Origin of the sequence: Microcoleus sp. D2_18a_D3 (genome assembly GCF_036702455.1) — a bacterium.
Classification (GTDB): domain Bacteria; phylum Cyanobacteriota; class Cyanobacteriia; order Cyanobacteriales; family Microcoleaceae; genus Microcoleus.
In genome coordinates this window covers 14,733-35,488 of record NZ_JAUBTK010000067.1, presented here as the reverse complement: position 1 = coordinate 35,488, position 20,756 = coordinate 14,733, and the positions used below count along the sequence as shown (strand labels likewise).

21 protein-coding genes and 1 pseudogene are annotated in these 20,756 nt (G+C 47.4%); 9 read left to right on the top strand and 13 right to left on the bottom strand.

Going from position 1 to position 20,756, the window contains the following annotated elements; translation table 11 throughout:
* Positions 1-8: 8 nt before the first annotated feature.
* From fabD to QUB06_RS25255, 5 genes are all read left to right on the top strand, one after another.
* On the top strand, positions 9-890 hold the full coding sequence (gene fabD / locus QUB06_RS25275) for an ACP S-malonyltransferase (RefSeq protein WP_006633728.1): 882 nt from the start codon (positions 9-11) through the stop codon (positions 888-890).
* A gap of 244 nt (positions 891-1,134) precedes the next feature.
* Positions 1,135-1,848 (top strand): PspA/IM30 family protein, encoded by a 714-nt coding sequence (locus QUB06_RS25270; protein ID WP_333437621.1) that lies wholly within the window; start codon positions 1,135-1,137, stop codon positions 1,846-1,848.
* Between the two features lie 9 nt (positions 1,849-1,857).
* Entirely contained in the window at positions 1,858-2,799 is a 942-nt protein-coding gene (locus QUB06_RS25265; protein ID WP_333437620.1) for a phosphate ABC transporter substrate-binding protein, read from the top strand.
* A 242-nt stretch (positions 2,800-3,041) separates the two neighbouring features.
* Complete coding sequence (locus QUB06_RS25260) at positions 3,042-3,680, top strand: lysophospholipid acyltransferase family protein (protein WP_333164213.1); 639 nt, start codon at positions 3,042-3,044, stop codon at positions 3,678-3,680.
* Between the two features lie 154 nt (positions 3,681-3,834).
* Positions 3,835-4,368, top strand: a complete 534-nt coding sequence (locus tag QUB06_RS25255) for a hypothetical protein (RefSeq protein WP_333437619.1) — start codon at positions 3,835-3,837, stop codon at positions 4,366-4,368.
* A 266-nt stretch (positions 4,369-4,634) separates the two neighbouring features.
* On the opposite strand, the gene QUB06_RS25250 is transcribed toward QUB06_RS25255, so the two are convergent.
* The 10 genes from QUB06_RS25250 to QUB06_RS25205 form a co-directional block, all read right to left on the bottom strand.
* Complete coding sequence (locus tag QUB06_RS25250; RefSeq protein ID WP_333437618.1) at positions 4,635-5,180, bottom strand: GAF domain-containing protein; 546 nt, start codon at positions 5,178-5,180, stop codon at positions 4,635-4,637.
* Between the two features lie 300 nt (positions 5,181-5,480).
* A complete protein-coding gene (locus QUB06_RS25245; RefSeq protein WP_333437617.1) occupies positions 5,481-6,071 on the bottom strand; it encodes a YdcF family protein in 591 nt (196 codons plus the stop codon).
* Between the two features lie 734 nt (positions 6,072-6,805).
* Positions 6,806-7,636 (bottom strand): GUN4 domain-containing protein, encoded by an 831-nt coding sequence (locus tag QUB06_RS25240; RefSeq protein ID WP_333437616.1) that lies wholly within the window; start codon positions 7,634-7,636, stop codon positions 6,806-6,808.
* A gap of 150 nt (positions 7,637-7,786) precedes the next feature.
* On the bottom strand, positions 7,787-8,929 hold the full coding sequence (locus QUB06_RS25235; RefSeq protein ID WP_333437615.1) for a hybrid sensor histidine kinase/response regulator: 1,143 nt from the start codon (positions 8,927-8,929) through the stop codon (positions 7,787-7,789).
* Between the two features lie 150 nt (positions 8,930-9,079).
* Positions 9,080-11,743 carry a GAF domain-containing protein gene (locus QUB06_RS25230; RefSeq protein WP_333437614.1) on the bottom strand — a complete coding sequence of 888 codons (2,664 nt, stop codon included), beginning with the start codon at positions 11,741-11,743 and terminating at the stop codon, positions 9,080-9,082.
* 14 nt (positions 11,744-11,757) lie between these two features.
* Positions 11,758-11,985: a hypothetical protein gene (locus QUB06_RS25225; RefSeq protein ID WP_333437613.1), complete on the bottom strand. Its 228-nt coding sequence runs from the start codon at positions 11,983-11,985 to the stop codon at positions 11,758-11,760.
* Positions 11,986-12,325: 340 nt separating this feature from the next.
* The gene (locus QUB06_RS25220; RefSeq protein WP_333437612.1) at positions 12,326-13,459 is read right to left on the bottom strand and encodes a glycosyltransferase; all 1,134 of its coding nucleotides are present in this window, start codon (positions 13,457-13,459) and stop codon (positions 12,326-12,328) included.
* 10 nt (positions 13,460-13,469) lie between these two features.
* A complete protein-coding gene (locus QUB06_RS25215; RefSeq protein ID WP_333437611.1) occupies positions 13,470-14,114 on the bottom strand; it encodes a DUF4291 domain-containing protein in 645 nt (214 codons plus the stop codon).
* Positions 14,115-14,492: 378 nt separating this feature from the next.
* Complete coding sequence (locus QUB06_RS25210; RefSeq protein WP_333139230.1) at positions 14,493-15,641, bottom strand: NAD-dependent epimerase/dehydratase family protein; 1,149 nt, start codon at positions 15,639-15,641, stop codon at positions 14,493-14,495.
* Between the two features lie 110 nt (positions 15,642-15,751).
* Entirely contained in the window at positions 15,752-16,342 is a 591-nt protein-coding gene (locus tag QUB06_RS25205; RefSeq protein ID WP_333437610.1) for a chromophore lyase CpcT/CpeT, read from the bottom strand.
* A gap of 494 nt (positions 16,343-16,836) precedes the next feature.
* On the opposite strand from QUB06_RS25205, the gene QUB06_RS25200 reads away from it, so the two are divergent.
* Both QUB06_RS25200 and QUB06_RS25195 read left to right on the top strand, forming a co-directional pair.
* Positions 16,837-17,382 (top strand): hypothetical protein, encoded by a 546-nt coding sequence (locus tag QUB06_RS25200; protein ID WP_333437609.1) that lies wholly within the window; start codon positions 16,837-16,839, stop codon positions 17,380-17,382.
* A pseudogene (locus QUB06_RS25195) lies at positions 17,349-18,320 on the top strand (RNA-guided endonuclease InsQ/TnpB family protein); the annotation flags it as partial. The gene QUB06_RS25200 and the pseudogene QUB06_RS25195, both read left to right, overlap by 34 nt.
* Here QUB06_RS25195 and QUB06_RS25190 read toward each other — a convergent pair.
* Both QUB06_RS25190 and QUB06_RS25185 read right to left on the bottom strand, forming a co-directional pair.
* Positions 18,291-18,509 carry a helix-turn-helix transcriptional regulator gene (locus tag QUB06_RS25190; RefSeq protein WP_333437608.1) on the bottom strand — a complete coding sequence of 73 codons (219 nt, stop codon included), beginning with the start codon at positions 18,507-18,509 and terminating at the stop codon, positions 18,291-18,293. The pseudogene QUB06_RS25195 and the gene QUB06_RS25190 overlap by 30 nt on opposite strands.
* 17 nt (positions 18,510-18,526) lie before the next feature.
* The gene (locus tag QUB06_RS25185) at positions 18,527-18,739 is read right to left on the bottom strand and encodes a helix-turn-helix transcriptional regulator (protein ID WP_333150720.1); all 213 of its coding nucleotides are present in this window, start codon (positions 18,737-18,739) and stop codon (positions 18,527-18,529) included.
* 132 nt (positions 18,740-18,871) lie between these two features.
* Here QUB06_RS25185 and QUB06_RS25180 point away from each other — a divergent pair, with 132 nt between their 5' ends.
* On the top strand, positions 18,872-19,105 hold the full coding sequence (locus QUB06_RS25180; protein WP_333437607.1) for a hypothetical protein: 234 nt from the start codon (positions 18,872-18,874) through the stop codon (positions 19,103-19,105).
* Between the two features lie 296 nt (positions 19,106-19,401).
* Here the strand turns inward: QUB06_RS25180 and petL are convergent, their stop codons facing one another.
* Positions 19,402-19,503: a cytochrome b6-f complex subunit PetL gene (petL, locus tag QUB06_RS25175; protein ID WP_006633742.1), complete on the bottom strand. Its 102-nt coding sequence runs from the start codon at positions 19,501-19,503 to the stop codon at positions 19,402-19,404.
* A 77-nt stretch (positions 19,504-19,580) separates the two neighbouring features.
* Here petL and aroB point away from each other — a divergent pair, with 77 nt between their 5' ends.
* Positions 19,581-20,675 carry a 3-dehydroquinate synthase gene (gene aroB / locus QUB06_RS25170; protein WP_333437606.1) on the top strand — a complete coding sequence of 365 codons (1,095 nt, stop codon included), beginning with the start codon at positions 19,581-19,583 and terminating at the stop codon, positions 20,673-20,675.
* Positions 20,676-20,756 lie beyond the last annotated feature (81 nt).

Below are 20,756 nucleotides of genomic sequence, written 5' to 3'. Positions count from 1 at the left end.
CCGGAAAAATGACTAAAACAGCATGGGTATTTCCCGGACAAGGTTCCCAGGCGATCGGGATGGGTGCAGACTTATTAAACTTGCCAACAGCCAAAGCCAAATTTGAGCTCGCTAAAGAAATTTTAGGTTGGTCTGTCCCGGAAGTTTGCCAAAAAGAAGAAGCAAAACTATCTCGGACTCTCTACACTCAGCCTTGCTTGTTCGTAGTAGAAAGTATTTTGACCGACTTAATGCGAGAAAAAAGCGATCGGCCAGCAGTGGTTGCCGGTCACAGTTTAGGAGAATACGTCGCCCTCTACGCAGCAGGCGTCTTTGACTTTGAAACGGGATTGCGCTTAGTCAAACGCCGCGCCGAACTCATGGACACTGCCTCCGGCGGGCAAATGGTGGCTTTGATCGGGTTCGACAGGCAGGAACTAGAACTGCAAATTCAATACAGCCGAGACGTAGTGCTGGCAAACGACAACAGCGAAGCACAAGTCGTGATTTCTGGAACGCCCGCAGCAGTAGAAGATTTGCTTGCCAAAATCAAAGTCAAACGCGCGGTTAAATTGAATGTTTCCGGTGCATTTCACTCTCCCCTGATGGCCGGGGTGGCGGCAGAGTTTCAACTAGCGTTAAAGTCTGCAAGGTTTTCCGATGCTAAAATGCTGGTGCTCTCGAACGCAGAACCGTCAGCCACTACCAGCGCAGCCACTTTAAAGCAGCGGTTGACTCAGCAGATGACCAAAGGCGTGCGCTGGCGTGAAATTTCCCTGCAATTGCCACAACAAGGAATCGATCGGGTAGTGGAAATTGGCCCCGGCAAAGTTCTCACAGGTTTGATCAAACGGACTTGTCCCGATTTAGCGCTGGTAAATGTTAGCAGTTTTGCAGATTTGCCCGCTTAATCTATTTTTAACCTGTGATCAAATCGCAGACCGTAAAATTGAGAGTTAACCGGCCCTAAGATTGCCCAAAAACGAATCGCACAACAGGCAAATCCGAATATTACCTGTTGTGCAACTTGGGGATAGACGATCCAGACGGTTAGAAAATATTAATCAAAAATCTAGAAATCGATCGACCTGACGGGGCGATCGACAAATCCTGATGTAAACTAGGCGTAAAAACCAAGCTTACCGAGTGTTTTATATGAAAAAAGTCCTTTACTGGTTGATGGGCGACAAGGCAGGCAGAACCATAGTAGGTGCCTGGAACTGGATGTGGGGACTGCCCGTAGAATCCGGCGGCCAGGTGTCGGTGGCGGTAGCCGAAGAGTCACTGCGATCGATGCAAGAATCAGTGCAAAAGCTAGCAGCAGCAGTCTCCACCCAAGTTGCAGCCTACCAGCGCGCCAAAACTAAATATGAAGAAAAAGTTAGGGAAATGCAAACCGTAGAGCGCCAAGCCATCACAGCCCAGCGCAACGGCAACGAAGAAGCAGCCCGCTTGGCAATGTCGAAAGTAATTCAGACAGAACAAATTCTGCCGCAGTTAGAAGCTCAAGTAAAACAAGCCGAACAGTACGTCAACGCTTCCAAAGACAAGCTAAATCGAGAACGGATGAAGCTGGAAGCCTACAAAACTGATATGCAAAATATGAAAGATATGGCTGAGATTAACGAAGCCCTCGGAGCCATATCCAAAGTCAACAACGACCTCAGTATCGATTCAGCTCGATCGCAGTTTGAGCAAGCCAAAAACGCCGTCCACGGTCGCAACCTCAAACAGCAAGCTTTAGCAGAAATATCTGAGAACCCCCAAGAAAGACTTCAGGCCGAATTAGAAAATATGACCTTAGACGATGAAGTTAATCGCAGGCTACAAATGTTAGACGACTCCAACAACAAAGAACTTCCAAACTAAGGAGAGTTTATGGCTAAGAGTGGGCCTCCCCCCATAGTTTTTATTCTGTTATTTCTGTTGCTTGCCGGTGGCGGTTGGTTCTTTTTTCTCAACAAACCAGCATCGCAAGATGTTAGTAACAATCCCCCCACTCCCACACCCGCAGGCGATGGCGTCCCACTTCCCGTCGCACCAGTAGTCGGCGGCGCTTCGCCTGTTGCAGCTAGTTCCTTTGCGCTTCCAGCTTCTGTTCCTGCGGGCACGGCGGTGAGAATTGACGGTTCCACCAGTATGGTGACAATCAATCAGAACCTCAAGAACGGCTTTCAAGGGAGGTTTGCTGGCACTACAGTCGATGCCAAAGCAAATGGTTCTGCCAAGGGAATTCAGGATTTGGCGCCGGGAACAGCCGATATTGCAGCGGTATCGCGACCTTTGACGGCTCAAGAACAAGGTCAGGGTTTAGCAGCGGTGCCTGTTGCCCTAGATACGATCGCCCTTGTAGTTGGCGTGAACAACCCCTTCAAAGGAGGTTTAACCTCCGCTCAAGTTCAAGATATCTTCAAGGGAAATACTCAAAACTGGTCGAAAGTCGGCGGCCCGGCGGGCCCGATGAAAGTAATTAACAGACCGGCAGTTAGTGGCACTCAACAAACGTTTAAAGAACAAGTGCTCGGAGGTGGCGAGTTTGGTACGACGGCAAATATTACCACGCTCGATCGAGATGCGACAACTCCCCTGCTGCAAGCTTTAGGCAACAACGGCATTGGCTATGCGACTTTCGCTCAAGTAGCCAATCAGAAAACTGTGCGCGTTGTTCCGGTCAACGGTGCGACGCCGGATGCTGGTAACTATCCTTACAAGCGGCAGTTGTACTACGCTTACAAAAATCCTCCTAGCCAAGCAGTTAAGGATTTCTTGGGCTATGCGACTTCTTCGGAAGGACAAAAAGCGATGCTGGCTGGAAATTGAGCCTTTGCAGAGTTTTGACCTTCAGGAATTCGCCAGCATAAATTCTGGCGCTACACAAGCAAATAGTCCGCCAGAATAAATTCTGGCGCTATACAAGCAAAGTCCGCCTGCGCGGACTATATTCTTCAGTCCGCGCAGGCGGACTTCGTTTGACAAGAAGCGGTTTAAACCGCCGAATAATCTCAAACGGACTCGATTCTGATAGGCTAATATTCGATGTAATTTAAAATCTAAGGTTTTCTGTGAGCAAAAGTCGCGAACCAGTCGAAAGTTTACTTCTCTACTATTTATTCAAATGGTCAATTGTCAGCCCGATGCTGCACTTGTACTTTCGCGGCCGCATCTACGGTGCAGAAAATGTTCCAGCAGAAGGGCCGGTGGTAGTAGTCAGCAATCACGCCAGCGATTTTGACCCGCCGATTTTGTCGAATTGCATGAGGCGACCTGTCGCATTTATGGCGAAGGAAGAGTTATTTAAAGTTCCTATTTTGAAGCAGGCAATTACGCTTTACGGTGCTTATCCAGTGAAGCGGGAAAGTGCCGATCGCAGTGCAATTCGATCGGCTATCAATTCTTTGGAAAATGGCTGGGCGACGGGTGTATTTTTGCAGGGAACTCGCACCCCAGACGGCAGAATTACTGAACCGAAATTAGGTGCTGCGCTGATAGCTGCTAAGGCAAAAGCGCCGCTGTTGCCTGTTAGTTTGTGGGGAACTCACGCGATTTCGTCGAAAGGTTCGGGAATGCCGCGTCCGGTGCCGCTGACGGTGCGAATTGGCAAGTTAATTGAAGCGCCCGGTTCTTCGGATCGCGAGGAGTTGCAAGCGCTGACTCAAAGATGTGCGATCGAGATTAATGCCATGCACGATTTGGGTCGCTGATTTTATAACTTTTGTTGCGGTTTTTCAGGTTATATCTACAGATAGATGAATGCTGAAGATAAACATCGAAAAATATCAATATAAGTGATTGAAAACAAGCGCAATAATTAGGCTTGAATTTGAGTTTAATTTGACAGGGGATAAGAAGAAAGATATGGTAACAAGCAATCAAACCCGCGCGTTGGGATTGTTTTCTAAGCGCGAAGATGCCGAGCAAGCTCTGGCAGAATTGAAATCTTCCGGGTTTCCAATGGATAAAGTTTCGGTTGTTGCTAGGGATGCAGGTGAGTCTGTAGGCGATACTCAAACTAGCACTCAGGTGGGCGAGAAAAATCTCGACACAGGATCAGCAGTGGTTGGAGAAACTCTGACAAATAGTGCTTTAGCCAGCTTCCTAGTGGGTCTCGGAAGTTTAGCTATTCCCGGAATCGGGCCGATGATTGCAGCGGGGACTTTCGGCGCCTCACTGGTGGCTACCGTAGCAAGCACTGGCGTCGCGGCTGCGAATTTCGGTGGAGTGGTGAAGGCTTTGACTGACTTGGGAATTCCCGAAGAAACAGCTAGAATTTACACCGATCGCCTGCGGGCCGGCGATTATTTGGTGGTAGTAGATGGCGCTGAGGATGATATTAGTCGGGCTCAAGGGGTTTTCAGCAGTCGGGGCATTCAAAATTGGGGCGTTTTTTAAACAAGAATTGTGCACTAAGTCTATCCCTAGGGCGATGCACACCTCACCATTGGTGAGAACCATTAGCTCAAATTTAGTACCCGACTTTTGTTTGAAAATTAGCGTATCGATCCCCCCTAACTTAAAAAGGGGGGAACCGGAAACGGTCTTTCGTCGGCCGGGAAGGGCATTGAGATTCGGCTAAAACGCCGATCGAGACCGGGTTTTAGTCTTAAGTTGGCATTAATTCATTGCCCACCCCCTCCCTACAAGTAAATTATTGATTTTTATCGCTCATCTTTTGATGCTGAGGCGGTGACATAAGCGACAGCTAAAGGCGAAATTTTTTCTGTAACTGCTGCGATAACTTGGCGATCGAAGTCAGCCCACACTCTGGGGCGATCGAACATACAAGGCTGCAAAACCCCCCACAATAAGCCGTCAGCACAAAGGTGAGCGTGAATCAAAGCTCGATGTCCGAACTCTTTTGCCTCAAAATGTTTGTTGACTACTTCAGGATTTGCTGTTTCAACATCCTCAACAAAAATCGAAGGTTCAGTTCGCAAAGCTGCTGCAAACAAAGGGTCTTCTTCCCCTAAAGATTCTGGTTCTTTTTTCCATTCCGCGTCCCCAATCTCTGGAAAGTTCGAGTTGCGACGCCAGCAGTAAGGTACTCTGCCTCTTTGCGTTTCAGGATTGCGGAGGTAGAGAAAGACCCGATCGCAATTTAACACCTCGCCTAAAGCCGGCACCAAAGCCGAAAAAACAGCATCCGGCGTTTTGCTGTCACTCAAAATTTTATCCAGAACTTGCGGCAGAATTTGGTCGGTCATTAACTTTAGCTTTTGAAGTTCATCTACTAATTTTAAACTACTCGTTCTCTTCTGTTACCAGAAAGAATTGGTTTAAAGCCGGAACCATAAGCGGGAGAAATTAAAAGAAGACTATTCATTACTCCAATCCTCTTCCTTCCAGGTAGATGTCGCTATAAAGCGGTCAACTGTCAACTGTCAACTGTCAACTGAAGCATTTATCATCAGCGTCTTCCCGGTGTCTTAAATCGCTATAGAAAACAAGTTTTAAAACCAGAGAGAATGGCAAAAAATTAACACTTGCTCAATGCTTTCCTGGGTTTATTCAATTCGGGCTTGGCTGAAGTCAGCACCCGTATAACCGGTTGTCAGCCAAAGAATAGCCCTAGCGCCGTCGCGAATAGCTTTTTCCACCGGTTCGGGGGTTCGCCCAGACGGAACTGCCACAGGCTTAAAGCTAATGCCTCGACTACCGAGTACGATTTCGCCGATAATCTGAGCTCGCCGCATATGATCGTCAGAAGTGATCAGATACACGCTCTCAATCCCTCTAGCTTTCAATTCATCTACCAGCGTAGTAAAATTTGTTACCGTATCTACCGCTCTGTAGTCTAAGTGCACGCGATCGGACTCAATTCCCGCTTCTGAAAACACCCATTCCGCGAACTCCGGATTGCTCCCAGACGACACCCAAATCGGCAATTCAGGGTGATCCAGAGCAAATTTGGCGGCAAACACCTCTCGCTCCGTAGCCCCACCTAGAACTAACAAAGCTTGGGGTCTCTGAAATTCGCTCTTAACCTCCTGATAGCCAAACCAACACGCCATCAAAAGCCCTACTAGGAACCAAAAACTGCGTGAAGTATTCAAAGGCTGGTAACGTCGCGTGTTTGAATTGATTCTTAACCACATCTAAACCTATAAAAATTTTATGTAACTCACAAAGGAACCATAGCAAAAAATACCGCACGTATAGCCCACTAACAGGAATTAAAAATTAAAAATTAAAAAAGGGTCGCGGGATCATAGATTTTAGATTTTAGATTTTAGATTTTAGATTGACTCTACGCTGGTGGTGGGGCTTAAACAGGTGATTTTAGATTTGAGATTTCAGATTTTAGATTTCAGATGGATTCTATAGAGGTTCTGCGTAAGTCCTCGTCTTCAACCAAGTATTCGTCTGTGGGCGAATTCGTTAGCGGATATGCAAAAAAGAGGGGCAAAACTTAGGCTTTCCCCTCCTGCTGTTAATTTTTCTTGATTTTTAACGGGACTGGCCGGGTTCGAACCGGCGACCTAGCGCTTCAGATTTGTGTGAGTTTCCCCACTCTCTGGACTATACCTTCACCATAGGCTTGCAGCCTTTAGGTGGTGACCGTCTAGTCTCTAAACCTTCCTGATTTCAATATAGGCGATTGTTTAATCGCCCTGAACTCAGGCTTGGCTTGGTATTGCCTTAGAGTCATAGGAACCCATGAACTCTTTAGGTTTCACCAAATTTGACCACATTCACTCCCAGAGTTTCCTCGCAGGGTGCCCGATTCTTCAGGAGGCGCTTGCTCTATCCATCTGAGCCACAGCCCCAGTTGCTAAACCGTTTTGATTATAGCAGTTAATGTCGATTTTGAATTTTTTATTTTCGATGATTAGCGATCGCCAGTTGCGAGTTTCGCAGCGATGCGGGCAAAGTTTTCTGCAGCGGTGAGTTTACCAGCACCATAACAGGCGCGCTGCCTCCATGCGGTGACGGGGAGATGTCCGGGGGGAGCATCTTCGTTGAAGGAGAGCTCGCTGTAATATTTCCAATTTTCCTTGACTCGCCAGCCGACTCGATCGCAAAATTCAGTATAATTTGCCTCGGTACTTTCCCAAATCTGCTGCTGCACGCTCAACCCGAACCGCCCGCTGCTGTATTGTTGCCAAAGTTGGTCGATCGTGCAAAGGTCTGTAGGAGGAAAACTGTCAATATCGGCTGCACTCAGCCAGCCTTCGTCTTCCCTGACAGCGATTTGCAGCAAGATTTCCCAAGTGTGTTCATCAGCTTTGCGCCATTTTCTGGTTTCTAATAGCTTTGTCAGTTGGCGATAGTCCATCCCCACTTCGGAGATAGCCGGAGTTGAGTCAGGTATTGCGCTTATTTTGTCTTCCAGCCGCAGTAGAGTGCTGACAATCAATTCGGGGTTTAGTTGTTCGAGGCGGTACAGAACCCATTCTAACTGAGATTGAAGGTACGTGCGGGCGATCGCACCTTGCTGCAATTCCCCATGCAACTCATCAAATTTAGCTGACCAATTTTGTTGAGTGCGGGTCAATTCCCACATTTGTTTTGCCCACTGCAATCTAACTTGTTCTTTTTTTAAATAAGTTTTGGAAGGCTTAGCACGTTGCGGGTAGGGAGTCACATCCCAGCCGCAAATCGAGCAAAACTCTGCTTTTTCTTCTCTGTATTCAGCACCGCACACTGGACAGTTAGACATATTGCCATAAATTCGGTTGCCAAGTAATTATAGGACATCTGGTAAATTAACCCTAATTCGATTAGGTACGCACTTTGCACCCTACCATTACAGTGTATCTTTACTAATGTTCGCTTTTCGCACCCCAAAGTTAGGGTGAATTATACTGTTCTAACAAGGCAACCGAATAGTAAACAAACTGCCTTTGCCCAACTCGGATTTTACGTCAATCGTACCGCGGTGAGCTTCGACTATTTGGCGGCACAGGTGTAATCCCAAACCTGTGCTGGATTTCTTGTGAGTTCCCGAGCTAAACCTTTCAAATAACTTTGCTTGTTCGCTGGGAGAAATGCCGGCGCCGGTGTCTTTGATTTCTATGATTACCCATGCCAGCGGTTGGTTTTTGAAGCTCGTATAAGCAGGTGAATTGGCAGCTTTTAAGCTGACATCTATTGAGCCATTGTCGGTGAATTTAATCGCATTTCCGATTAAATTTGTCATCAAGCGGTGCAGTTCCAGACGATCGCCCGGATACTTCGCAATCGGTGCACTTTCTGCACTTTCTGTCAAGTCTAAATTTATCGACAAACCTTTAGCATCCGCTAGGGGAGCTAGTTCTTCAGCTACTTCTGTAATAAGCTGGCGCAAGTCCACGGGAGCGAAACTTAGGGATTTGCGGCCTGCTTCGTAGCGGTAGACTTCCAGCAGCATATTTACCATCGCGATCAGGTTTTTGTTGCTGCGAACCATCGTCCCGAAAGCGTCGCGCATGGGAAGCGAAATTTCTCCCAAAGCTCCCTGCTGCATTAAACTTAGCATTCGATCGGCTGCTACCAGCGGCGTCCGCAAGTCGTGAGCGAGTCGGGAGACAAAATCTTCGCGCTGGAGGGCGATCGAATTGCGCTCGTCTACGCTGTGTTTTAGCCGCAGGAGCGATCGTACCCTCGCCAGCAGTTCATCCATTTCGACTGGTTTGCGGATGAAATCGTCTGCTCCCATGTCCAATCCCTGCACTACGCTGGCACTGTCGTGAGCAGTGATCAGCAAAATCGGCATAAAGGGCAATTCCTTATTGTCTCGGATTCGTTTAGTGACTTCGTAACCATCCATTCCCGGCATCATCACGTCTAGCAGTACCAAATCCGGGGCTGACTTGTCAATTTGACTCAAGGCAGAAAAGCCGTTTTCGGCGGTGCTAATTTCGTAACCTTCTTCTTCTAGGATTGTCTGCACCAACAAAACATTATCTGGTGCGTCGTCTACCACCAGAATCCGATCGGCTTTTGTGGCATTCGGAACAGATAAATAACTCATTTAATTGTTAGCCTGGAAATAAATACTAACTTTAATATGGCATCCGATTTATGTTTTCACATTTTTCCACTTCTTAACTCTGTCATAAGGAATATATCAAAACTTTATCAAATCTTTTTACTTTTGAACACTCGGATGTAATATAATCTACTACTTGGTTGTCATAGTATGCACGCCGTCCCAATCATCGGGCGGGGGTACTTCCAAATAGCTTAGGGATCGGTCGAGGTGAACTTCCACAGGTCGATCGTTCGGTCGCATAGCTAAAGCCGCTTCAAAACAATTAATAGCTTTGTGAAAATTTCTAGCAATATAAGCATCCCTACCGTTGCTGTAAAGTTCCAAAAACCGAACGGTTTCTCCGTCGATGGGTTCAGAACTATTTTGCAGCAACTCGTAAATACCCACCGGCTGATTTTTGCCCTTAACCCGCACCTTGTCTAACTCTCGCACCCAAATCCCTTCGCGACACAAACTGTATGTAAATTCGCTCAAAATTATATCGCAGCCGTACTCCTTTGTAAGCTGTTCCAAGCGCGAACTCAAATTCACCGCATCCCCGATTACCGTGTAATCCATTCGCTTTTGGGAACCAATATTTCCCGAAACCACCTCTCCAGAACTAATCCCAATTCCGAAGCGAAACGGATCGGCACCGGGGCGAGAATCATTAAACTCTTTCAAACGGCGGCGCATATCTAAAGCCGACTGAACCGCCATCCAACCGTGACTTTCCGGAGGATTCAGCGGCAGGGGCGCGCCGAAAACCGCCATTAAAGCATCGCCGATAAACTTGTCTAAAGTGCCTTCGTAGTGGAAAACGGCCTCCACCATCGTCTCAAAATATTCGTTCAGCAGGGATACCACATCGGACGCTCCCAAATTTTCGGTCAGCGTGGTATAGCCACGAATGTCGGAAAATAAAATAGTGACTTCTTTGCGTTCGCCCACCATCAGGGCGCCTTCACCCAAGGCCATCACTTTATCTACGACTCCAGGAGTCAGGTAGCGGTACATCGTATTTTTCATCCGCTTTTCGTGGCTGATGTCTTCGAGTACCACTAAACCGCCGCGCACGCCGCCCTCTGGATTGAGCAGCGGGTTGACAGTCAAATTCAAACTACGTTCAATTACTTTTATTCGAGAGGCGGGGATGGGCAGCGGACAATAAGGGTGATACAGGGCAGAATTTCGCAGCGCAAATAGAGATTGGGCATTAGCTAATTCTGCCAGCGCTACTTCCTCAGTCCACGCGCGGTTTTCGCCCCAAGCGTAATATAAATTAGGATCAGTGTGATCGGGCACGGCCAAAATATAAGTTTCTTCTTCTTCTTCTTCTTGTTCTTTTTGTTGGGAATTGAGTGTTTTTTCTACCAACAGTCCCACAGTTAAACTTTGTTCGGGAACGTAATGTCTGGCAGCATTTTTGAGACTGTCTTCTAGTCGAAATTGCAAATTGTCGATCGGCACAACTTCCCAAACATAGCGATTCACAAGTTTCTCTTCCCAAATCTGGGGATTGTGTTTGCTTTTAGCTTGATTTACGGGATAGCCCAACAATTCTATGGCTGCTTCGTTGATAGTCACAACTCGCCCCTGTAAATCGGTGGAAATTACTGCATCTGAAAGGCTTTGCAGCATATCTTTTTGATACTGCTTTTCCACCATCACGTTCTGAAACAGTTGAGAATTTTGCAACGCCATTCCTGCTTGGGAATTAAACGCTCGCAAAAACTCTTCGTCGGAAGGGGTGAAAGTACCTTGGTTCTTATTAATTAGCTGAGTTACCCCGATCAGCTCACCTTTAGCGTTATGCACCGGCATACACAAGACAGTCCGAGTGCGGTATCCCGTTTGCTGGTCTGTAGAGGGATCAAAGCGGGGATCGTCGTAAGCATCTGTAATATTTAGAGGTTGACCAGTCGAAGCCACGTAGCCAGCAATTCCCCTATTCGCCGGAAGGCGGACTTCCATCATCGTTGTGCCGTCAGCCTTAGCTAATTTTGTCCAAAGTTCGTTGGTTTCCCGATTTAACAAAAATAGCGTGCTGCGATCGGCCTGCATCAAGTCGCGAGCTTGATCCATGACAGAGCGCAAAGTGGTTTCCAAGTCAAGACTTTGACCCAAAGTCGTGGTCGCTCTCAAAAGTGCGGCAACCCCTCGCTGGTTGCGGGCCACGACGTAGAAAGACTGACAGCTTTCGAGAATAATCCCGATCGAATCTGCAAAAGCCTGAAACTGTTGTTCGTCTTCCTCGCTAAAGGAGACTTTGCCAGCTTTATTTAACAGTCTGACCACCGCTACGGGTTCCTGTTGGCTCTTGCTGCTAAAAATCGGCATACAGAGCATGGTCTCGATCTGGTAGCCCGGTGGTTCGTCTACTTCGGTATTAAAATACTCGTGCGATCGAGCTTCGGCGACATTAATAGATTTTCCGGTTGTTGCTACGTAGCCTAAAATGCCTGCATCCATAGGCAAGCGAACTTCTACATCTTCGCCCGTAAGTGGATCGGCTGTTTTGTGCCACAGTTGATTTTTGTTGGAGTCAACCAAAAAAATAGTTGTCCGGTCTGCTTGCAAAATTTGACCAATTTTGACAGTGAAGGCATCTAAAAGTTGCTCTAAGAGACTTTCGAGTGCTTCATTGTTAATCAGGTCCATCGCCCGGATAAATTGCTGAAATTCAGCCGTGATAAAGTCCAGCAGGCACACTAATTCAGGAACTGGCAGGCTCTTAACACGGGAGGTCAATGCCCCCATAAAATTGACTTGAGTCAGTGTAGCCAGAACGCTACCAGTATTGGAGAATGTCATGATTAACTGCTTGCTCAGAGGGGTAGACTGACCGCAGGTCGATCGGCGCTAGATTCGGCGGCGGTGCAAACTCTTGAATTTGTTTGCCAGCGCATCGGCACTCGCTTGTGGTTTTGATGAATCGTGAGTTCAAAAGTGGCGCACGCAACTTCAGTTTGCTTGTTATGTATGCTCGATCGATCTTTTTTACAACCTCGATACTGATGAGGGTTCGTCAATTCAAGCTGAACTTGAGTTCGCAAAACTGCCAGCCTGAAAATTAGGTGACAGGCTTTAGTTCGATCGAGAGTGCAGTGTGGATTTGACGCTCTGTGCTCGGCCCCAGCGCGCGGTGTGACAGTTTTAGCGCACTCGGCGACCGTATCCGGTCAGGTAAAGGGCGCTATGAAAGCAGCGCGCAAGGCATTCCTACAGAGCTTACTCATAGTTTAATGGTAAACGCAACAGCAGGATAACGACGGTAATTTATGCAGCAAAAAAGTTCGATCGGTCTTTGAAAACATCCCTGTTCACTACCAACTAACGATCGAACAGCCAAGCTAAGCTGGCGGTGATGTTTAAAGGTGCTACAGATCCTGACATTTAGGCCGCTCTGGGCATAGACTCGGCAAACACCACTGATTGATAGTACCGCTGCAGTTGTGCGGCGGCGGCGGCCCAACCCCAGCGTTCGGCTTCTCGGCGAGCGTTATGGCGCAAGGTTTCCCGTTCTTCGGGATTCGCAAACAGACGCTTGGTGGCGGCGAGTGCTCCTTCTTCGTCGGCGGGGTCAAATAAATATCCGTTAACACCGTCGGTGACGATATCGGGAATTCCGCCGCTGCGCGCCGCCACTACAGGCGTCCCCGCAGCCATTGCTTCTAGGAGCACTAAGCCCAGGGTTTCGGTGCGGGAGGGAAAAATGAAGGCGTCGGCCGATGCGTAAGCTCTTGCGAGTTCTTGCCCCTTGAGGTAGCCGACAAAATTGGTGGGTGTACCGGCAAAATATTGTTCCAGGGTTTGCCGATGCGGGCCGTCTCCCACTAAGGCGAGGCGGGCGTCGGGAATCGCTGCGAGGACTGGTTTGATGCGTTCGATTTCTTTTTCTGCACCGAGGCGGCCGACGTACAGCAGCAGGGGGCTGTCTGGGTTATTTGCAGAAAGGCGCGATCGCATTTCTCGACTTGCCAATTCCGGGACAAACATTTCAGTATCTACACCCCGCTGCCACAAATCTACTCGCTCAATGCCGTGGGTTCTCAATTCTTCTACCATTGCTGTAGAAGTACATAAATTCAGTTCTGCTTGGTTGTGAGCACCTTTGAGCAATTCCCACAATAAAGGTTCGAGGACTCCAAAACCGTAGTGGTGCAAATATTTGGGCAAATGCGTGTGGTAAGAAGCCAAAATCGGAATGTTGAACTTTTTCCCGTAATATATACCGCCCAATCCCAAAATAGCGGGATTGACAACATGAATAATATCAGGTTTAAACTGCTCTAATTGGCGACCGACAGCCGGAGAAGGAAGTGCCATTTTCAATTCCGGGTACATCGGCAAAGGCAAACCCTCCACACCGTAAACTCGTGCGCCTTTGTATTCTTTAATCCCGTAATCTGGAGAAAATATCAGAACTTGTTCGCCCGATCGCTGCAAGTGATCTACCGTGTGAATCAGTCTGGTAACAATGCCGTCTATTTTCGGCAGGAAAGTTTCAGTGAAAAGAGCGATTCTCATAATAAATTGTTTAGGAAACCGATGATAATCCTAGCCTCTGGAAGATGTCGGGGTCGATGACAGGATACACTGCCTCGCAGGGAGTCAGTAATTGCGTGCGATCGCCTCCGTTATATTGACGCTGTTGCTGCACGAATTGGGAAATATCCTCAATTTTAACAATCCATTCTCGCGCGTAACTAGCTAAAACACTGCCGCGCAAACCGAGTTGAATTGCCCGCCGATCCATTTTCGATCCATTTGGGTGATGGTCCGGGTCCCATTGCAGCCGTACAGCCGAATTTTTAACAGCTTGTTGCCATTCTTTTTCGCTTCCATACACTGCAGGAACGAAATTAGAATGGACAGCAGATGCTAAAATTTCGTCCCAGGCCGATCGCTTCAGCCAAATAGCAAGAATTACTTCTTGTCCGGGTTTTGTTCCCCATGCCGATCGATACATCATCCATAGAAAATTTGGCTTAATCCAACTCATACGATTCAGGCTGAATTCCCCGCCGAAATAACCATTTTCCGCTGCAAAATGACCGATCGCCGGACGGTAGGCTTGGTACACTACGACCGTATGTTCATCAAATTGTGCCAGAATGTGACGACCTATTTTCGGCCATTTACTTGCCTGGTTTAAGTAGGGTTCTGTTAGCAGCTTCACCACAACTAATTACTCTCGTGATGTTTCTGGGGGCAACATACAAACTCCGTGAATTCCTATCCCTACAATTATCCCGCCTCAAAGCAATCCCACACCTTCGGCAAAGCAATTAATTCTGTGAATTTCCTTTGCTGTTCTGGCAATTAATATTTCTGTTCCAGAGGCAAATGGGGCTTCGCTATGGAATTTTTTAATTAACCGCAGAGGACACAGAGGACACAGAGAAAGAGATAAAAAAAGAGAGATCATCTTAATATACAGCAAACTCCATTCAGAACTTGCGAACCCTTCTCCTCTCTTCCCTTCTTTTCTCTTACTTCGCGCCCTTCGCGCCTTCGCGGTTCGTTAAAAAGCTCTTTCCCCGCAGAGAGAGGCCCGAACTTACTTCCAAGAAACCTTCGGCAAAATTTGGTTTTTATCGACACGGTGCTGATATTTTGTAGCAAAATTCAGCAGAGAATCGAGCAGGGAATCTGAGAGATAGTGCGGTTGCAAACCGAGGTCTAGCAAATTGGTGTTTTTGGCATTGAAATAATGTTCTTCTTTCTCAACTCTGGGATTTTCGAGGTGGTTGATTTCTACTTTTAATCCCATTGCCATGCCTGCTTTTTGCACCAAGGAGGCTAAGTCGCCGACGCTGAATTGTTCGGTGAATTGGTTGAAGACGCGGAATTGTCCGGCTTCTGCGGGGTTGGCGATCGCCAATTCCACGCACCGCACGGTATCCCGAATGTCTAAGAAGCTGCGGGTTTGTCCGCCCGTGCCGTAAACTGTCAGAGGATGACCGATCGCAGCTTGGATGCAAAATCTGTTCAATGCTGTACCGAATACTCCGTCGTAGTCCAAACGGTTGATCAACAGTTCATCCATGCCGGTTTCATCTGTGAGCACGCCGTAGACTACGCCCTGATTTAAGTCGGTGGCTCTTAAACCCCAGATTTTGCAAGCAAAATGGATGTTGTGGGAGTCGTGGACTTTTGACAGGTGGTAGAAACTGCCCGGTTGTTTGGGATAGGGTAGTGTATCCTTGCGCCCGTTGTGTTCGATCGTGATGTAGCCTTCTTCAATATCAATATTCGGCGTGCCGTATTCGCCCATTGTCCCCAATTTCACTAGGTGACAGTCGGGGAAGTCTTCCCGGATGGCGTACAGCAGGTTGAGTGTCCCGACGACGTTATTGACTTGAGTGAGGACTGCGTGTTCGCGATCAATCATTGAGAAAGGTGCCGAACGCTGTTCGCCGAAATGGACGATCGCCTCTGGTGCAAATTTTCTCATGCTTTTGCTGAGAAAATCGTAGTTGGTGATGTCACCGACGAACAAGTCGATCGACTTGCCCGTTAAATCTTGCCATCGCTGGAGTCTTTGCTGAATCGGTGCGATGGGAGTGAGGGTGTCGCTGCACAGTTCCAGATCCCAGTGCCGCCGCACGAAGCTGTCGAGGATGCCAACTTCGTAACCCTTGTTAGAAAGGTAGAGTGCGGTTGCCCAACCGCAATAGCCATCGCCACCAATAACCAGGACTTTCATAAATCAACGGTGAATCTTGCTTGCCAATACTGGGTTAATGTACCAGGTATTGGTGCATTCTGAACCTTTAATCAAGCGTGTTCGCCTAGGAAGGAGTCTGTTTTTTGAGATTAAACCTGAATTTCGTCGGCGAAACTGGCCCGGCGGGTGAATTCAAAGGGGCCGGCCTGGGCTCCCCAGACGTGGGCGTCGGTTTCTGGGTCGCGTCCGCGATCGTGGCTAATAAATTTGTCTTGGTCAATCTCGAATTCGCTGTCTAGATAGGTTTTTTTGCCCTTTCTGACCACCGTGCAGCCTTTTCCGGGTTCGACAGACCCTTTGAAGCTGTTGCCCGTCCACTGCGTAATAAAGGTGCAGCCGGGAAGTAGAGTCAGTTGTGCTTTTTTGATTTCTTGCAGCCGTTGCGGGTCGCGGGCAGCGCCGTAGAATTGTTCTTCGTTTTCTATGGCATAATTTTCGATGTCGATTCGATCGCCCACCGGGACTAATTTCAAAACTCGGACTCGGTACGGTACATTCAGTTCAATATCGTAGGCTTGTTCTAGGTACAAGCTGATCCCCTCCAGAACTTCGACGGGCAAAGGTCTCATGCAGACGCGGATGTGGGCGAAGAAGGGCGGGTTTTCAAAGGCTTGGGCTTGGTTGCTGAAGTCGGCGGCCATCCAGCGGGCGAGGGTGACGATATCGGTGGAATGAGTCATTTCGATTTTAGATTTGGGATTTTAGATTTTGGATTTAGGGAGTAGAAGTTATTTTAGGGGAAAGCGGGCGATCGGCTATAGAAGGTAGTTATATGGTTTACGAACAAGTAAAGAAACTGCGGCGATAAGTACGGCATTAATCAACGTATCCCATTAGCGAGATCGCCCTTTTCTTCTGCCAACTCTCGAATTTGTAGTCGAACTCGCCCCATTGGTTCGCCCTCAATCTTCCAAAACCTCAACCAAATCTTCCATCGTCACCAAAAAACTGGGTCTGAAGCCCCGTCGTTCTACGACGGCTTTTTATTGATTTTCCAGTTTCCTAATCAACCCTCTCAGTACGTCTGATTGAGAGCGCATTGTCTTTGTACAGTAACGGGCAAGAATTTCAGCTTCTTGAGAACTGATGCGTATATGCAATCTCTTATCTTTTTCCATAACTTCCACGATGTGTACTCAGTTTATGTGTACAATATAGCAAGGAGGTAAAAACAATGCAACGCTGGAACTACAAGTTAAAACCAAACAAAGAGCAAGCCGCGCTCATGGTCCAATGGCTTATAACACTGCGTAAGCACCGTAATTATTGTCTGAGAGAACGCGAAATCGGCTGGGAGACTAACAACAGAAATGTTGAAACGCCAATCAGCTATGCTTTTGGGTCTTATTGCGAAATAGACACCCGTTTAGAAGTTGGTGCTGTGTGTCCTCTTAGTTGTCCGGTTGTCAAGCATGGCGTTATGTCTGCAACATTAACCAAGACCAGTAAAAAGCTAGGTCTGTGTTGGGATAGCGCTGGGGGTATTCAAAGTAAGAGAACTACTGAGTTAAGAAAAGAAAACGAGTGGTACAGCCGTATTGATTCAGATGTGTTGCAGCGAAACCTGGCTAAACTAGATACTGCGTTTGCAGGTTTTTGGAGTCATAAAAGAGGCTTTCCGGCTTACCGAAAAGCCTCAATTTTCAAGACCTTCGAGTACAAACCGGGGCTTGCAAGTTTGAAAACAACCGAGTTTATCTTCCTGGTATTGGTTGGATGAAATACTTCAATAGCAGAAGTTTTCCATTCAATGTAGAAATCCGAACTGTAACCGTCAAGCAAAAAGGGACATATTGGTACATCAGTGTACTGCTTGACGACGGAGTGAGACTGCCAGAACTTATCGAACCTAAGTCAGTTGTTGGGATCGATGTAGGAATAAACAAGCTTGTGTCCCTTTCAGATGGTAGCTTTATTGAGAATATAGCTGTTGCAACAAACTATAGAACAGCTCGACGATTAGCGATAAGAAATCGTGCTGCCAGTCGCAAGCAAAAAGGCTCTAGCAACAGGAAAAAAGCACAGATCAAGCTGTCTCAAACCCAACACAAGCTAACCCAAAAAAGAGACGGATATAACTGGAAAGCTGCCGATAAGATAGTTAAAACGGCTGATGCTGTAGCGCAAGAAAACCTAAAAATAACCAACATGGTTAAACGCGCCAAACAATCCCACGATGGAAAAGGAGGTTATAGGAAGAATGGTGCTGCTGCCAAGAGTGGACTTAATAAAAGAATCCTAGATTGTGCTTGGGGGGATATTTTTGGAAAAATAGCGTGGCTAGCTGCGAAGTCTGGCAAGCCTGTATTTGCAGTTAACCCCCGACACACTTCTCAAGAGTGTCCTAAATGTGGACATACAGAGAAAGGCAACCGAGACGGAGAAAAGTTCGTGTGTCGCGCCTGTGGTTATGCTGAACACGCTGATACAGGAGCCTCTAGGAAAATAGCCAAGAAAAGCGGTTTATCATTTCCGCGTAATCAAAAAAGACTACCTGCGGACTGCGGGAAAGTAACGCCTTTGGAAATATCAATCCCTAAGTGGGTTGAGCCTAGGAACCTTAATTTATCGGTTAACTCGCAGTTATCTAATGTAGAAAGCGGTTATCCAGAAAAAAGGATATCCGGATTAATTTCCGGAGAATCCCCGCTGCTTTAGCACGGGGAGTGTCAAGTCGAAGGCGCGGGCAATTTTGTAGACAGCAGAAAGATCGACTGTATTCAAAGCATCGCGCCTCCCGTAGCTTTTTACTGTGTTGTAGTTGACTCCCGAGCGATCGGCAACTTGCTTTAGTGTCCAACCCTTTTGCTCAGCTAGTTCTCGAATCCGCAGTCTAACGTATCCCATTAGCGCGATCGCCCTTACTATTCCAAAAACTCGACCAAATCTTCAATCATGACATCAAAAGCAAGGGCGATCTTCTGAACGGCACTCAGATCGACCATACTCATCCCATCATCGCGTCTAGCGTACCCTTTAACCGTGTTGTAATTAACCCCAGAGCGATCTGCCACGTCTTGCAGCGTCCAGCCCTTTTCTTCTGCCAACTCTCGAATCTTTAGTCGAACTCGCCCCATTTTGTCCTTGACAACAGGTTAGATTTAACCTTAAACTGTAAAAAATTCAAAACGATCGCCCTCCTAGCCTCGAAAACTTAAGGGCGATCGCCTTTTCTACCACACCCCACGAACGTGGGGAAGGATTAACCTATGATACCAACATCCCAGCCCAAATTAAACACTCATCCCTGGTGTATCGTGCGGCAATTGCCAAATATGCAGCGATTGGTGGTTGCTCGGTTCCACCGTCGAGGCGATGCTGAGGGATACATACAGATTTTACAGCGGTTGTTGCCAACTTCTAAACACGCGATCGTTTTTGATACGACAGGGGCTGAGAAATTGGCACAAGTGCGATCGACTCAATTAGAACGAATGTTGTAATTAATTAGGAGCGATCGTGTTTTATAGCAAGTGCGATCGCTCCTTTATCCTCAAGGCAAATAATTCGGGAATCGAGGGATTTTAGATTTTAGATTGTAAATTTTAGGTTGAAGCCTTAACCCAATTAGTTTGGCTCAAATATGAAATTAATCACTTCTAGCCTAAAGTTATATTAGTCGAAGCATTTGCGCCGTCAATCCACAGATTAAATCAGAGATTTTTGGCGCAAATACTTTGTCGAACTGATACTTTTGCCAGAGATTAAATACTCTGGTTCAGACATCTAAATTAGCCAATTAGATGAGTTTGACAGCCCGCAGACCAAACATCAGCACTGTCGCCAAGCCGATCATGCCGCCAAAAATCCCAAAATAAGTTATTGCTCCGCTAAGAGTCATTGCAATTTCTCCAAAACAATCAATAAAAAGACCTATAAGAACTATAATCTAAAATCTAATATCTAAATTAGATAAATATGCAATCCATAATTAAAGTTGACTTGGGGCCACAATCTTACAATGTTTGCGTGCGATCGGGCGGTTTAGACGAACTCGGCAGTCTGATGGGCGATCTAAGTTTGGGCAAAAAAGTGCTGCTGGTGTCGAATCAGTCGATTTTTCGGCAGTACGGCGAAAGAGCAACAGCAGCCCTCGAATCGGCCGGCCTGGAAGTCAGTAGCTGCATTTTACCACCGGGAGAACAGTATAAAACTTTAAATTCGGTGCAGAAAATTTACGGGGCGGCTTTGGAAAACCGCTTAGAACGTTCCTCGACAATGGTGGCTTTGGGCGGCGGGGTGGTGGGCGATATGACGGGTTTTGCGGCCGCGACTTGGCTGCGGGGAATTAATGTTGTACAGGTTCCGACTTCGCTGCTGGCGATGGTTGATGCTTCTATTGGCGGCAAAACGGGGGTAAATCATCCTTTAGGGAAGAATTTAATCGGGGCTTTTCACCAGCCGCGTTTGGTGTTAATTGACCCGGATGTACTCAAAACTCTGCCGGCGAGAGAGTTTCGGTCGGCGATGGCGGAAGTCATCAAGTACGGGGTGATTTGGGATGCTGAACTTTTCGGGAAGTTGGAGAATTGCAAGCGTTTGGATCAAATGCGCTATGTGAAGGCGGATTTGTTGGCCGAAATTTTGAGCAGGTCTTGCCAAGCTAAGGCTGAGGTGGTAAGCAAAGACGAGAAGGAATCGGGTTTGCGGGCGATTTTGAATTACGGACACACAATCGGTCATGCTGTGGAAAGTTTGACGAATTACAAGGTGATCAATCACGGGGAAGGAGTGGCCATAGGTATGGCTGCGTCAAGCCGATTGGCTGTGGAGTTGGGAATGTGGGATGCTGAGTGCGATCGCCGCCAGTCTGCTTTGCTGGAAAAAGCGGGTTTACCTGCCAAATTGCCGGCTGGTGTGGATGTTGAGGAAATTTTGCATACTTTGCAACTCGATAAGAAGGTGCAGGATGGCAAGGTGCGGTTTGTGCTGCCGGTGCGCTTGGGTGAGGCTGCTGTGAGCGATCGGGTGGATGGAGATTTGATTTTACAAGTTTTGAAGGAAATGCTTTAAATTCTCGTTTTTGGGGTTGTTTAACCGTCGCTGAACGCCCATTAACGCCGATCGCCCAAGATGTTTTTTCTTCCAATCGGC

Coding starts and splice junctions, on each gene's coding strand:
- QUB06_RS25220 (WP_333437612.1), bottom strand. CDS start 13,459: ATGAGAATCGCTCTTTTCACTGAAACTTTCCTGCCGAAAATAGACGGC.
- QUB06_RS25250 (WP_333437618.1), bottom strand. CDS start 5,180: ATGACCGACCAAATTCTGCCGCAAGTTCTGGATAAAATTTTGAGTGAC.
- QUB06_RS25265 (WP_333437620.1), top strand. CDS start 1,858: ATGGCTAAGAGTGGGCCTCCCCCCATAGTTTTTATTCTGTTATTTCTG.
- aroB (WP_333437606.1), top strand. CDS start 19,581: ATGCAATCCATAATTAAAGTTGACTTGGGGCCACAATCTTACAATGTT.
- QUB06_RS25210 (WP_333139230.1), bottom strand. CDS start 15,641: ATGAAAGTCCTGGTTATTGGTGGCGATGGCTATTGCGGTTGGGCAACC.
- QUB06_RS25185 (WP_333150720.1), bottom strand. CDS start 18,739: ATGGGGCGAGTTCGACTAAAGATTCGAGAGTTGGCAGAAGAAAAGGGC.
- QUB06_RS25270 (WP_333437621.1), top strand. CDS start 1,135: ATGAAAAAAGTCCTTTACTGGTTGATGGGCGACAAGGCAGGCAGAACC.
- QUB06_RS25190 (WP_333437608.1), bottom strand. CDS start 18,509: ATGGGATACGTTAGACTGCGGATTCGAGAACTAGCTGAGCAAAAGGGT.
- QUB06_RS25205 (WP_333437610.1), bottom strand. CDS start 16,342: ATGACTCATTCCACCGATATCGTCACCCTCGCCCGCTGGATGGCCGCC.
- QUB06_RS25235 (WP_333437615.1), bottom strand. CDS start 8,929: ATGAGTTATTTATCTGTTCCGAATGCCACAAAAGCCGATCGGATTCTG.
- QUB06_RS25180 (WP_333437607.1), top strand. CDS start 18,872: ATGATACCAACATCCCAGCCCAAATTAAACACTCATCCCTGGTGTATC.
- petL (WP_006633742.1), bottom strand. CDS start 19,503: ATGACTCTTAGCGGAGCAATAACTTATTTTGGGATTTTTGGCGGCATG.
- QUB06_RS25200 (WP_333437609.1), top strand. CDS start 16,837: ATGCAACGCTGGAACTACAAGTTAAAACCAAACAAAGAGCAAGCCGCG.
- QUB06_RS25255 (WP_333437619.1), top strand. CDS start 3,835: ATGGTAACAAGCAATCAAACCCGCGCGTTGGGATTGTTTTCTAAGCGC.
- QUB06_RS25245 (WP_333437617.1), bottom strand. CDS start 6,071: ATGTGGTTAAGAATCAATTCAAACACGCGACGTTACCAGCCTTTGAAT.
- QUB06_RS25230 (WP_333437614.1), bottom strand. CDS start 11,743: ATGACATTCTCCAATACTGGTAGCGTTCTGGCTACACTGACTCAAGTC.
- fabD (WP_006633728.1), top strand. CDS start 9: ATGACTAAAACAGCATGGGTATTTCCCGGACAAGGTTCCCAGGCGATC.
- QUB06_RS25240 (WP_333437616.1), bottom strand. CDS start 7,636: ATGTCTAACTGTCCAGTGTGCGGTGCTGAATACAGAGAAGAAAAAGCA.